Origin of the sequence: Maribacter flavus (assembly GCF_008386635.1) — a bacterium.
In the GTDB taxonomy this organism is placed as follows: Bacteria; Bacteroidota; Bacteroidia; order Flavobacteriales; family Flavobacteriaceae; genus Maribacter; species Maribacter flavus.
The window spans coordinates 190,313-202,995 of the sequence record NZ_VUOE01000001.1 but is presented as its reverse complement, the minus strand read 5'-3'; the positions used below and the strand labels follow the sequence as shown (position 1 = coordinate 202,995).

Sequence of the window (12,683 nt, the reverse complement as noted above, 5' to 3'; positions counted from 1 at the left end):
TTGAATAGTATGAAGGAAGATTATTACGATATACTTGGTGTGAGCAAAAGTGCCTCCGCTGCTGAAATTAAAAAGGCGTACCGGAAAAAGGCACTGCAATACCATCCTGATAAAAATCCTGGGGATGCCAAGGCGGAGGAGATGTTCAAGAAGTCGGCCGAAGCCTATGAGGTATTGAGCGACCTCAATAAAAAGGCTAAATACGACCAATTTGGTCACGCGGCCTTTGAAGGCGGTGGCTTTGGAGGTGGCGGTATGAACATGGACGACATCTTCAGCCAATTTGGAGATATTTTTGGCAGTGCCTTTGGTGGTGGCGGCTTTAGCGGCTTTAGCGGTTTTGGTGGTGGTGGCCAGCGAAGGGTGAAAGGCAGTAACCTACGTATACGGGTTAAGCTTACCTTGGAGGAAGTAGCAAATGGTGTAGAGAAGAAAGTCAAGGTCAGAAGAAAGGTACAAGCTGAAGGCGTCACCTATAAAACATGTTCCACCTGTAATGGTCGCGGACAGGTCACAAAAATCCAAAATACCATATTGGGAAGGATGCAGACGGCCGCTACCTGTAGTAACTGTGGTGGAAGTGGACAGATTTTGGATGGAAAACCAGGAGATGCGGATGCACAGGGATTGAAAATATCTGAAGAGACCGTATCCATAAATATTCCGGCCGGTGTGGAAGAAGGAATGCAACTAAAGGTTCCGGGGAAAGGAAATGACGCACCAGGAAACGGTATTCCCGGGGATTTATTAGTGGCCATTGAAACACAGGAGCACGAGACCCTGAAGCGGGAAGGCGATAATCTGCATCACGACCTTTATATTAGTATAGCGGATGCCATTTTAGGTACTTCCAAGGAAATAGATGCCGTTGGCGGTAAAGTACGGATTAAATTGGAACCGGGAATACAGTCCGGAAAAATCCTAAGATTGCGTGGAAAGGGTATATCAAGTCTCAATGGTTATGGTAGTGGAGACCTTTTGGTACACGTGAACGTTTGGACCCCAAAGGAATTGAACAAGGAGCAGCGGGAGTTTTTTGAAAGTATGCAGGGCAATGAGAACTTTGAACCGAAACCTGAAAAATCAGACAAGTCGTTCTTTGAAAAAGTCAAGGATATGTTCTCTTAATCGTCAAAATATTTGGTGTTTAAATAAAAAACGTATATTTGAAACAATATTGGGAGACCAATATTAATTTTCTTTTTCATAGCAATTTTTTTCCCATCCTTGATTCTATTGAGGGTGGGTTTTGTTTTTAGGGCTATTTGAAGTGCTGGTTACAGAAAATTTTCAGAAATATAAGTAGGGGAAAATGACTGTAAATAGTCTAGAGAACAGTTGTGAGATATAGACTAATGGTCATTGTGCAAGCCATCCCAAAAAATAAAATCAATGAATATTTTTTAAAAGGAAAACATGATTTGGCATGGAAGAACATTTGATTTTTTCATGGATATAAACAGTGTAGCCCCAATACAAGTATTAAAAATCCATCATTTGGTACCACATGAAAACAATTCAATATCTTTGAACAAATTGCTTGCATGAATCATATTTTGGTCGCAAATAAGGTCTCCAAAAGGTATGGCGACCATACTGCTTTGCAAAATGTTTCCATAGAAATTCCCAAAAACAGTATTTATGGCCTGCTGGGTCCCAATGGGGCAGGCAAGACTACCTTGATACGCATTATCAATCAGATTACCTATCCAGACCAGGGTGAGGTATTATTTGAGGGAGAACCATTAAGAAGCGAACATATTGCCCAAATAGGATATTTGCCGGAGGAGCGTGGGCTCTATAAGAGCATGAAAGTAGGGGAGCAGGCGCTGTATTTGGCCCAGCTAAAAGGGTTGTCCAAAAACGACGCAAAACAGCGGTTAAAATATTGGTTTGACAGGCTGGATATTGGCAACTGGTGGAACAAGAAAATCCAGGAACTTTCCAAAGGAATGGCACAAAAGATACAGTTTATAGTAACCGTACTCCATGAGCCCAAACTATTAATTTTTGATGAACCCTTTAGCGGATTCGACCCCATAAACGCCAATATTATAAAGGACGAAATCCTTCAGTTGAAGGAAAACGGGACATCGATTATTTTTTCCACCCATAGAATGGAATCCGTTGAGGAACTATGTGAACATATTGCGCTGATCCATAGATCAGAGAAAATTTTGGACGGTAAATTATCCGATATCAAACAGGCGTTCAAAAAGAATATTTTCAAAGTGGCAGTCGATACAAATGCTCCATATGGATTATTGGACCAATTGAAAAATAGTTTTACCATATTGGATTCGGCTACCTCGCAAGGGCAACTGGATTTTTCGGTACAACTGGTAAACGGAACCTCCAATGAGTTGTTGAATTTTTTAGGAACACAGGGTACCATAAAAAGTTTCACGGAAACGATTCCGTCCGCTAACGAGATATTCATTAGAACCGTAGCAAAACAAGGTGTTATAGATGAGTAAGCTTTCATTGATAATAAAAAGGGAATACTTCGCAAAGGTTAGGAACAAGTCCTTTGTGATCATGACGTTCCTGAGCCCTTTTTTAATGGTGGGAATGATCGTACTTATCGCATATCTTACAAAGCTCAATGACAACGAAAAAAGAATAATCGCGGTACTGAACGAAAGCGATTTTTTTGCCAATGAGTTTATAACCTCGGAAAGTACATCCTTTGTAAAGTTTAGGGATATCACTTTGCAGGAGGCAAAGGACTCCACCTTGAACATGGGGTATTATGGATTGGTGTATCTGCCTAATGAATCCGACCTGGAAAAAGTGAGCCAGCGTTCGTTTTTTTACAGTAAGGATGCACCTAGCACCAACACCCTAGAGCGATTGGAGCGTATTTTCAAGGAGCGCCTCAAACAGGAAAGACTAAGGGAATTTGGTATTTCGGCCAGTGAATATGCGGAAATGGACAGTACGTATGAACTGAACATCTCAACCTTTGATGGGGAACACAACCTAAAGGGGATCAACGAGATAAAGGCTATAATTGGTGGGGGTTTTGGTTATTTGATTATGATATTCATTATAATCTACGGTGGCTTTGTTATGCGCAGTGTCATAGAGGAGAAGACGAGTCGGATTATTGAGGTTATCATTTCTTCGGTAAAACCATTTCAGTTGATGCTCGGCAAAATTATTGGGACCTCTTTGGCGGGTATAACACAATTTGGTATTTGGATTGTATCAGGGGGTGTTTTGTTGATAGTGTCCATGGCCATATTTAATATTGACCCGGCCGATCTTTCCAGTGGCGGGTCGGGACCTGGAATGGGCGCTGCCCAAAATCCCATCATGGCCTCCGCAGATTCTGATATGATATTATACGCCCAAGAGATTATGGACATACCCTGGGTTCTTTTGGTCTTCTTTTTTCTGATTTATTTTATTTTGGGTTATTTGATCTATAGTTCCATTTATGCGGCCATAGGAGCCGCGGTGGACAATGAAACCGATACCCAACAGTTTATTTTTCCAATAATCCTGCCTTTGATGTTGGCTATTTATGTCGGCTTCTTTTCGGTTTTTAGTAATCCTCATGGACCCATTGCCGTTGGTTTTTCGTTATTTCCGCTGACTTCGCCCATAGTCATGTTAATGCGGCTGCCGGGAGGCATCGGGGAAGGAGGGGTTCCCATTTGGCAGTTGGTATCGTCCATTTTGATATTAATATTTACCTTTATTGGTATCGTTTGGCTGGCCGCCAAAATATACAGGGTAGGAATCCTTATGTACGGAAAAAGGCCCAGTTATAAAGAATTGCTTAAATGGCTTAAATATTGATAATGGCCCAAGAGGAAAAAGAAAAAATTAAGGAGATTATTGAAGAGGATATCTGGGGTTCCATAAAGGAATTTCTGGACCTTGGGTTTCATTATACCTCCGGGGATAAATCAATTCAGGTTACTGTTGGTCTACTGCTATTGTTGACAGTAGCATTTTTGGTTACCAGTTTTGTATTGCAATGGGTCCGTAAGTTTTTCACCAGAAAAATGGAGACCGATGATAAGCTGAAGTTTATCAGTATTTTCAAATTTATAAAGTATGTCGTTTATATCGTGGTGATATTGTTTACCATGAGCGCCGCAGGAATAGACATTACCATACTTATAACAGCCTCTGCAGCCTTGTTTGTTGGTTTGGGACTTGCTTTGCAAGAACTCTTTCAGGATATCATTGGGGGAATTTTTATTATTGTGGATAAATCGCTTAGGGTAGGTGATATTATAGAGGTGGATGGAAAAGTAGGTAAGGTTTTTGAGATAAAACTGCGAACCACTAGGGCCATTACAAGGGACGATAAAATCATCATCATTCCCAACCACCATTTTATTAGTGATATCGTTTTCAACTATACCCAAAACCACAAGACGACAAGGGAAAGTGTAAAAGTTGGCGTTGCCTACGGTAGCGATGTCCAATTGGTCACTAGTATTTTGGAGGGCCTGGTAAAGGAGCAAAGAGGTGTACTTAAAAGTCCTAAACCCTTCGTTATTTTTGAGGATTTTGGGGATTCAGCCTTGCTTTTTTCCCTTAACTTTTTCATCAGCGATAGTTTTTCAGATCCACGGACAAAAAGTGAATTGCGCTACAAAATAGATGCGGCATTTAGAAAGAATAACGTGACCATACCCTTTCCTCAAAGGGATGTACATATTTTTCAGCAAACCCCTTTTCAACATAGTAATGTCCAACCAGATAGTAAGGAATGATGGGCAAAAATAAGTGGGCCCTATTTTTAGGAATCATGGTACATTTGACATTTTGGAGTCAGACACCAGATGTATTTCGGGCGGAGTATATGCTAATGCCGGAGAACAGCGGCGGTGTGGAGACGGCCAGGGTCAAATTATTGGCGAACGTTCCAATTCCGGTACGAAATAAAAAGGATTTTATCGTTTTGGGAAGCGAGTACAATCGGTATAATTTTGAAGTGCCGGACACCCTATTTCCAAATGCCGGGGACTTAAGAAAACTACATGTCTTTGATTTGAATTTCGCCTATGTCTACAAAGTATCGGAAGAATGGCGCATGGTTGGTGTGGTCACCCCCAGGTGGTCCTCCAATTTTGTGGAAGAGCTGCAGGAGGACGATTTCAACATAAACTATACGATAGGGGCCTATCAGGATAAAAAAAATATAGAAAAACCGTTCCGTTTGGTTTTGGGGGTTTCCTATAATTCCAACTCGCCAGTGCAGATACCTTTGCCTGTATTATATTATGAGAAACGTTTTCACCCCAGTTGGTCCTATGTTTTGGGAGTGCCAAAAACGGGTATGAAATATTTTACGCCCAAGGGCCATTTTTTTCAGACAGAACTGTTCGTTGATGGCTATTATGTGAATATCCAGAACAATATTCTGTTATCAAATAATATTTTGTCTACGGACGTTTCCTATACGGCACTATTATTGACATTGGGTTACCAGTATAAGATAACCAAGGATATGTCCGTTTACTTGGTTGGAGGGTATTCACTTTTTCAAAATGGAGCCCTTAGGGATAGCGATAGAAAGGATATTTTTACGCTGAACGATGATGCCGGATTGTATTTTAGGACCGGATTTAGAATAGGAATTTAAAAATTAGTAGTATGTCAAGGATTTTAGTGATTGAAGATGAAGCGGCCATTAGAAGGGTATTGGTAAAAATACTCTCCGAAGAAAGTGATAGTTATATGGTAGAGGAGGCCGAAGACGGTTTAAAAGGATTGGAAACCATTAAAAACAATGACTACGACCTAGTACTTTGCGACATTAAGATGCCAAAAATGGACGGTGTTGAAGTCCTGGAGGCCGCCCGAAAAATAAAACCAGAAATTCCATTTATAATGATTTCCGGTCATGGGGATTTGGATACGGCCGTGAATACGATGCGCCTAGGGGCCTTCGATTATATTTCAAAACCCCCCGATTTAAACAGATTGTTGACCACCGTTAGAAATGCCTTGGATAGAAAGGATTTGGTTGCCGAAAATAAGATTCTAAAGAAAAAAGTCAGCAAAAACTATGAGATGGTAGGGGAGAGCCAAGAGATTTCCGCTATTAAGGAAATAATAGAAAAAGTGGCCCCGACCGATGCACGCGTGCTTATTACCGGCTCCAATGGAACGGGCAAGGAACTTGTGGCACACTGGCTACACGAAAAAAGTAGCAGGAGCAAGGCGCCGTTTATTGAGGTGAACTGTGCCGCTATCCCATCTGAATTGATAGAGAGCGAACTTTTTGGCCATGTTAAAGGGGCATTTACCTCTGCCGTAAAGGATCGGGCGGGGAAATTCGAGGCTGCGAACAAAGGAACCATATTTCTTGATGAAATTGGGGACATGAGCCTTTCCGCACAGGCAAAGGTTCTTAGGGTCTTGCAGGAAAATAAGATTTCTAGGGTAGGAACGGATAAGGATATCAAAGTGGACGTAAGGGTCCTGGCGGCCACCAACAAAAATCTACAAAAGGAAATTGAGGAAGGAAAGTTTCGGGAGGACCTTTACCACAGGCTAGCGGTTATTTTAATCAAAGTGCCTAGCCTAAATGATAGAAGGGAGGATATTCCCTTGTTGATTGAGCATTTTTCTCAAAAAATTACGGACGAGCAAGGTATGTCGCCCAAGACTTTTTCCAAAAAAGCCATCGAACTTCTAAAGGCCTATGATTGGACCGGAAATATCCGTGAACTACGGAACGTTGTAGAAAGGCTAATTATTCTGGGGGGTGCCGAAGTTTCGGAAGAAGATGTGAAACTTTTTGCCAGTAAATAATCCAACTAGTTCGAATCACGGATTACGCTACTTTTTGTGTTCGGTTTTTTAGTGTTTGGAGCTCCTATTTTGCCAATATTAAGTATCTTATTGGGTTGTTTTCACATAAATTTAGGTTTCACAGCAGTGCGAAATCCAAGTTTTTAGGTAATGGAAGGTTTTACCTTCCATAGCAATCGCGAAGCTTCTCCAAAGCATTTACAGTAATTTCCTTAGTTCTAAGGTAATAGTACTTTTTACCTTCGGTCAGGTTTTCCATCAATAACTGGTTTTCACATTGCTCGATGATGTTTTGCGCAAAACTACTGGCCTCCTTGCAGTTGACCGTTTCCACTACAGTATTAATCGATTTTCGGTATTTTTCCAGGGACTGGTCAATTTCCTTATAAATAGGACTAATGGACTGTTCCGTATCTGCATTGATCTGGTTGTCCTGAGAATTTTGGGATTGTGTCTTTGCCAAGGTTTCCCGCTTTTGTTCTATATGGTACTCATGTTCTGAAAGGGCATTCAATCCTTTCATGATGCTCTCTAAAGACACTAATAGTAGATCCTTGGCTTTGAACAGTTCTTCTTGTTTTGTTGCCAGTTTTAGGTTTTCAACACCTTTCGCCAAATCTTTTTGGGCGTGTTCGCAACCACAGTTGGATAGTTTTTTATCGGTTTTTTGAATGGCACTTATGGCCTTATAAACATGGTACTTTACAAGATTTATATCTGAGATTTCCAATGCCTTTTCCGTTTGCGTTTTGGCAAATTCGATATTGGCTCCGGCATATTCACATTCCCTAAGATTACCAAAGGAATTAAAGGAAATAAAGCATACTACAAGTATGAGGATTGTGTAGGTTTTGTTCATTCGATTAAGTTTGGTCGTAAAATTTGGGACTTTTACAAAGTTAAAGGTACATCGGGAGGCTGTCAAAAGCATTATTTTTTCGATAGGAGAGCTAAGTTGTTCGTTCAATAGTCCATTGGTTCAGTTTTTAGGTAGAACAGGCATTTTTTTTAAAACCGATTCCCACTTCACCGATTAATATTCTATATTTCGGCATGGATTATATAAATACTGAAAAATACAGGGTACATGAAAGTATCCAAATTTCAAAAGTTCCCAGTTTTGAGGACTTTGGAAAAACCGATAAGCAATTAAAAAAAGATCTTAGTAAGGTCAGGAGGGAATTGGGCGAATTTCAGGACATCCTTTATGCCCATAACAAATATAGTGTCCTTATTTGTCTTCAAGGAATGGACACCGCTGGAAAGGATAGTTTGGTAAGGGAAGTGTTCAAGGATTTCAATGTAAGGGGCGTACAGGTACATAGTTTTAAGGTTCCCACAGAATTGGAGTTGGATCATAATTATTTATGGCGACATTATTTGGTATTGCCGGCCAAAGGAAAATTCGGGGTATTCAATAGGACACATTATGAAAATGTACTTGTTACCAGGGTCCATCCGGAATATATACTCAATGAACGTATTCCTGGTATCCACAATGTTGATGATATCGACCAAAAGTTTTGGGACAAAAGGTTTGAGCAGATTAATAATTTTGAACGCCATCTACACGAAAACGGCACAATCATCTTCAAGTTCTTTTTACACCTCTCCAAAGAGGAACAGCGTCAGCGATTGTTGCGAAGATTGGCACTTAGAGAGAAACATTGGAAGTTTTCCCCGGGGGACCTTAAGGAACGTAAATTATGGGACAAGTACCAATATTGTTACGAAGAGGCCATAAACAATACCACTAAAGAGCACGCACCTTGGTATACGATACCTGCGGACAGCAAAAAGGCCGCTAGGGTGATCGTAGCCAGTATTTTGCTGGAAAGGTTAAAAAAATACAAAGATATCAAGGAGCCCACACTGGAAGCTGAAATAATGGCTAATTTAGACGATTATGAAAACCAACTTCGCAGTGAAAGGAACAATTAAGTTAGGTGTTCTTTGCCTATTTTTTGTACAGATTGGATGGTCACAAAATTCGGACCAACAACAATTAAAAAACATCTACGATGCCGCTTTGACCAAGGGGAAATCCTACGATTGGCTGAATTATCTTTCCAATCAAATCGGTGGGCGGCTGTCCGGTTCCATCCAGGCCCAACAGGCTGTCAATTATACAAAGCAAGAACTGGATTCAATGGGATTGGACAGGGTTTGGTTACAGCCTGTCATGGTGCCAAAATGGGTGCGGGGAATACCGGAGTTCGCCTATTTTGAAACGTCTCCGGGGGTTACAACGAACGTTCCCCTTACCGCACTGGGCGGATCGGTGGCAACCCCGCCAAGTGGCGTTAAGTCGGAAATTGTTGAAGTAAAGGGCCTTGAAGAATTGGCGGTTTTGGGAGCGTCTAAGATCAAAGGCAAGATCGTTTTTTATAATCGTCCCATGGATCCCACATTGATAAACACCTTTGCAGCGTATTCCGGGTGTGTGGACCAACGCTATGCGGGCGCCATGGAAGCAGCTAAATATGGGGCAATAGGTATTATAGTCAGATCCATGAACCTTAGATTGGATGATTACCCTCATACAGGCTCCATGAGCTATGGCGATTTGCCTGAGGACAAAAGAATACCAGCGGCCGCCATTAGTACGAATGCGGCCGAATTGTTGAGCGCCACGTTACAATTGGACCCCAAGACCAAATTTTTCTTCAAACAGAACTGTAAACTGTTCCCAGATGTGGAGTCCTACAATGTCATAGGTGAAATAAAAGGAAGCACCCATCCGGATGAAATTATTGTGGTAGGGGGACATTTGGATTCTTGGGATTTGGGCGACGGTTCGCACGACGACGGCGCCGGTTGCGTACAAAGCATGGAAGTTCTTCAGCTATTTAAGCAGATAGGGTATAAACCAAAACGGACAATCCGTGTCGTGCTGTTCATGAACGAGGAAAATGGCCTACGTGGAGGAAACGAATATGCAAAGGTAGCGATGGAAAAGAACGAAAATCACATTTTTGGTTTGGAGAGCGATGCCGGAGGATTTACCCCAAGGGGCTTTTCCTTTGATGGTCCCGACTCCAGTTTTGAAAAAATCATGGGCTGGAAGGACCTCTTTGAGCCCTATTTGGTCCATTTGTTTGAAAAGGGCGGAAGCGGGGCGGATATTGGCCCCTTGAAAAATGAACGAATAACACTTGCAGGCCTTAGACCCGATTCCCAACGATATTTCGATTACCACCACGCGGAAAACGATACGTTTGAACAAGTCAACAAACGGGAACTGGAGCTTGGTGCCGCCACCATGGCAAGTTTGGTTTATCTCGTTGATACCCATGGTCTCAATCCCTAATGGAAAGTTGGATTAGGGACCTAGGCTCCAATATATACTTTTAACTACCTTTGCACCTCATTAAAAACTAGTAAAATGGAAGACGGATTATACGCAAAATTCAATACCACAAAAGGTGAAATATTGGTAAAGTTGACCTATGACAAAACACCCGGTACCGTAGGGAATTTTGTAGCCTTGGCCGAAGGTAAGAAGAAAAACAAGGTGAAAGATTTGGGCGAACCTTACTATGATGGTTTAAAATTCCATAGGGTAATCCCAGATTTTATGATTCAGGGTGGGTGCCCTTTGGGAACCGGAACCGGTGATGCCGGATATAAGTTCGATGACGAGTTCCATCCAGAATTGAAACATAGTGGCCCAGGAGTACTTTCCATGGCCAATGCCGGACCCGGCACCAATGGCAGCCAATTCTTTATAACACATGTTCCAACGCCGTGGTTGGATGGCAAACATACCGTTTTTGGTTATGTTGCCAGTGGACAGGAAGTAGTGGATGCCATTTCACAAGGGGATACCATGGATTCCGTGGAGATTGTAAGAGTAGGAGAAAAGGCAAAGGCATGGAATGCCGTGGAGGCATTTGAAAAATTTGAAACTACAAAAGTGGAGCGTCTGGCAGCTGCAAAAGCCGCCCAAAAGGCTGCATTGGACAAAATTGCCGCTGGCTTTGATGAAACCGACTCCGGTTTGAGGTACAAGTTGATACAAAATGGAGACGGGCCAAAGGCTGAAAAAGGGAAGAAGGTATCCGTACATTATGAAGGGGCTTTGGTAGACGGGCAAGTGTTCGATTCATCGTACAAGAGAAATTCGCCCATAGATTTTCAATTGGGAGTAGGTCAGGTAATCCCAGGTTGGGATGAAGGTATCGGCTTACTGCGTGTTGGTGACAAGGCTCGTTTTGTTATACCATCGGACTTGGCCTATGGAAGTGCCGGTGCAGGGGGGGTCATACCTCCGGATGCAACCTTGATTTTTGATGTGGAGTTGATGAAGGTCGGATAAATTAAAAATCGGACTAAAAACAAAAAACACCTCGGAACCTCCGGGGTGTTCTTATTTTGTCCTTAGATAATTTGATATCAGCAAAATAGCATTGATCAATATTAAAAGAAATATTATTGCCAGAAATGTTTTCATTTAAAATTAGGGGTCAAAAGTTCAACAAATAGTATTCATTATCAATTGAATAACAATTTGCGATTTCAAAACCCTACGTAAAAATCAGGGAATTTTAATTTTTTTTCCTTCGCAGGCTAGTTGCCAACATGGCAATATTTACAAAAATCAAAACGAGAAGAACTCCAAGAAAAGTATTCATAGGTCAGTTTTTAAAGTGGGGAAACTGAGATGCTTTATCTATAGACTCAAAAATGTAGAATGGTTGCGTGTTTATATCAAAAAAAATAAAAGCCCGAACAAATGGTTCGGGCTTTTTAGAACTATAAAAAAGATAATTTGTAACCTAGTCAATAACTTTCACATTAACGGCATTCAATCCTTTTTTACCTTGTTGTAGTTCAAATTCTACAACATCACCTTCACGAACTTCATCGATTAAGCCAGAAATGTGTACAAAATGATCTGTGTTTGAACCATCTTCAGTGATGAAACCATAACCTTTGGAATCGTTGAAGAATTTTACTGTTCCTTTACTCATAATAGAAAAATTAATTTAATTAAAGCGCGAAGATAGCGTTTAATTATTTATCAGATAGCTTTTTACCAAGTTATCTTATCATTATCTTTTTTTAACTTCTAAGTCAAGGTCACATAATTTAGGATAATTATGTCGTTGGGTCTGGAGTCATCCTTAGGTAGGGTTTGATTTCTTCCACCCCTTTGGCGAACATTCCTTTGGCCTCTTCGGTAGGAATTGCCGGACTCACCACCACGTCATTCCCATGTTCCCAATTGGCAGGTGTTGCTACTTTATGGTAGGCTGTAAGTTGTAAAGAGTCGACGACTCGCAACAATTCATAAAAATTTCTTCCCGTTGATGCCGGATAGGTCAAGGTAAGTTTAACGGTCTTGTCCGGAGCTATAATAAATACGGACCGTACTGTTAGATTATTGTCGGCATTAGGGTGTATCATATCATAGAGTGTTGAAACTTTTTTGTCCTCGTCCGCTATAATCGGAAAATTGACCGTTGTATTTTGAACCTCGTTTATATCCTTGATCCACTCGTTATGGGAAGCGGCCCCATCCACACTTAACGCTAGCATTTTTACGTTGCGTTTATCGAACTCAGGTTTAAAATTTGCTGCAGTACCCAATTCAGTGGTACATACAGGTGTAAAATCTGCAGGATGTGAAAAAAGGATTCCCCAACTATCCCCTAAATAGTCATAAAGGTTTATAGTTCCCATGGAACTATCTGCTGTAAAATCAGGTGCTTTGTCACCTAAACGTATTGCTGCCATTTTATATCATTTTTAATTACTCTATAAAATTACTAGATTAATAATGGTTGAGTAGGGATTTATGGTTAAAACTCTATTAAATTTTTGTTGTACGAGATAGATGGAAAATTTACTGCCTCCTTTTACAAAGAAGGCGTGGGAAGGGCGTTCAAATCAGAACT

The 12,683-nt window shown here is 41.1% G+C and carries 12 protein-coding genes; 9 read left to right on the top strand and 3 right to left on the bottom strand.

What is annotated here, in order from left to right; translation table 11 throughout:
• The first annotated feature begins 9 nt into the window (after positions 1–9).
• The 6 genes from dnaJ (at position 10) to F0361_RS00845 (ending at position 6,783) form a co-directional block, all read left to right on the top strand.
• Positions 10–1,128 carry a molecular chaperone DnaJ gene (dnaJ, locus tag F0361_RS00870; protein ID WP_154916829.1) on the top strand — a complete coding sequence of 373 codons (1,119 nt, stop codon included), beginning with the start codon at positions 10–12 and terminating at the stop codon, positions 1,126–1,128.
• A 416-nt stretch (positions 1,129–1,544) separates the two neighbouring features.
• The gene (locus F0361_RS00865; RefSeq protein WP_154916828.1) at positions 1,545–2,477 is read left to right on the top strand and encodes an ABC transporter ATP-binding protein; all 933 of its coding nucleotides are present in this window, start codon (positions 1,545–1,547) and stop codon (positions 2,475–2,477) included.
• Positions 2,470–3,807, top strand: coding sequence for an ABC transporter permease (locus F0361_RS00860; RefSeq protein ID WP_154916827.1), 1,338 nt, complete (start codon positions 2,470–2,472; stop codon positions 3,805–3,807). The genes F0361_RS00865 and F0361_RS00860 overlap by 8 nt, the downstream gene beginning before the upstream one ends.
• A gap of 2 nt (positions 3,808–3,809) precedes the next feature.
• The gene (locus tag F0361_RS00855; RefSeq protein WP_154916826.1) at positions 3,810–4,736 is read left to right on the top strand and encodes a mechanosensitive ion channel family protein; all 927 of its coding nucleotides are present in this window, start codon (positions 3,810–3,812) and stop codon (positions 4,734–4,736) included.
• Positions 4,733–5,608 carry a DUF6268 family outer membrane beta-barrel protein gene (locus tag F0361_RS00850; RefSeq protein WP_154916825.1) on the top strand — a complete coding sequence of 292 codons (876 nt, stop codon included), beginning with the start codon at positions 4,733–4,735 and terminating at the stop codon, positions 5,606–5,608. Before F0361_RS00855 ends, F0361_RS00850 begins: the two co-directional genes overlap by 4 nt.
• Before the next feature lie 11 nt (positions 5,609–5,619).
• A complete protein-coding gene (locus F0361_RS00845; RefSeq protein ID WP_154916824.1) occupies positions 5,620–6,783 on the top strand; it encodes a sigma-54-dependent transcriptional regulator in 1,164 nt (387 codons plus the stop codon).
• Between the two features lie 160 nt (positions 6,784–6,943).
• Here the strand turns inward: F0361_RS00845 and F0361_RS00840 are convergent, their stop codons facing one another.
• Positions 6,944–7,642 (bottom strand): hypothetical protein, encoded by a 699-nt coding sequence (locus tag F0361_RS00840; RefSeq protein WP_154916823.1) that lies wholly within the window; start codon positions 7,640–7,642, stop codon positions 6,944–6,946.
• 194 nt (positions 7,643–7,836) lie between these two features.
• On the opposite strand from F0361_RS00840, the gene F0361_RS00835 reads away from it, so the two are divergent.
• From F0361_RS00835 to F0361_RS00825, 3 genes are all read left to right on the top strand, one after another.
• Positions 7,837–8,724 carry a PPK2 family polyphosphate kinase gene (locus F0361_RS00835; protein WP_154916822.1) on the top strand — a complete coding sequence of 296 codons (888 nt, stop codon included), beginning with the start codon at positions 7,837–7,839 and terminating at the stop codon, positions 8,722–8,724.
• Positions 8,690–10,093: a M28 family peptidase gene (locus F0361_RS00830; protein ID WP_154916821.1), complete on the top strand. Its 1,404-nt coding sequence runs from the start codon at positions 8,690–8,692 to the stop codon at positions 10,091–10,093. The genes F0361_RS00835 and F0361_RS00830 overlap by 35 nt, the downstream gene beginning before the upstream one ends.
• 75 nt (positions 10,094–10,168) lie before the next feature.
• The gene (locus F0361_RS00825; RefSeq protein WP_154916820.1) at positions 10,169–11,101 is read left to right on the top strand and encodes a peptidylprolyl isomerase; all 933 of its coding nucleotides are present in this window, start codon (positions 10,169–10,171) and stop codon (positions 11,099–11,101) included.
• A 460-nt stretch (positions 11,102–11,561) separates the two neighbouring features.
• Here the strand turns inward: F0361_RS00825 and F0361_RS00820 are convergent, their stop codons facing one another.
• Both F0361_RS00820 and F0361_RS00815 read right to left on the bottom strand, forming a co-directional pair.
• The gene (locus F0361_RS00820; protein ID WP_138257532.1) at positions 11,562–11,756 is read right to left on the bottom strand and encodes a cold-shock protein; all 195 of its coding nucleotides are present in this window, start codon (positions 11,754–11,756) and stop codon (positions 11,562–11,564) included.
• Between the two features lie 127 nt (positions 11,757–11,883).
• A complete protein-coding gene (locus F0361_RS00815) occupies positions 11,884–12,522 on the bottom strand; it encodes a peroxiredoxin (RefSeq protein WP_154916819.1) in 639 nt (212 codons plus the stop codon).
• Positions 12,523–12,683 lie beyond the last annotated feature (161 nt).

Coding starts and splice junctions, on each gene's coding strand:
- dnaJ (WP_154916829.1), top strand. CDS start 10: ATGAAGGAAGATTATTACGATATACTTGGTGTGAGCAAAAGTGCCTCC.
- F0361_RS00865 (WP_154916828.1), top strand. CDS start 1,545: ATGAATCATATTTTGGTCGCAAATAAGGTCTCCAAAAGGTATGGCGAC.
- F0361_RS00860 (WP_154916827.1), top strand. CDS start 2,470: ATGAGTAAGCTTTCATTGATAATAAAAAGGGAATACTTCGCAAAGGTT.
- F0361_RS00855 (WP_154916826.1), top strand. CDS start 3,810: ATGGCCCAAGAGGAAAAAGAAAAAATTAAGGAGATTATTGAAGAGGAT.
- F0361_RS00850 (WP_154916825.1), top strand. CDS start 4,733: ATGATGGGCAAAAATAAGTGGGCCCTATTTTTAGGAATCATGGTACAT.
- F0361_RS00845 (WP_154916824.1), top strand. CDS start 5,620: ATGTCAAGGATTTTAGTGATTGAAGATGAAGCGGCCATTAGAAGGGTA.
- F0361_RS00840 (WP_154916823.1), bottom strand. CDS start 7,642: ATGAACAAAACCTACACAATCCTCATACTTGTAGTATGCTTTATTTCC.
- F0361_RS00835 (WP_154916822.1), top strand. CDS start 7,837: ATGGATTATATAAATACTGAAAAATACAGGGTACATGAAAGTATCCAA.
- F0361_RS00830 (WP_154916821.1), top strand. CDS start 8,690: ATGAAAACCAACTTCGCAGTGAAAGGAACAATTAAGTTAGGTGTTCTT.
- F0361_RS00825 (WP_154916820.1), top strand. CDS start 10,169: ATGGAAGACGGATTATACGCAAAATTCAATACCACAAAAGGTGAAATA.
- F0361_RS00820 (WP_138257532.1), bottom strand. CDS start 11,756: ATGAGTAAAGGAACAGTAAAATTCTTCAACGATTCCAAAGGTTATGGT.
- F0361_RS00815 (WP_154916819.1), bottom strand. CDS start 12,522: ATGGCAGCAATACGTTTAGGTGACAAAGCACCTGATTTTACAGCAGAT.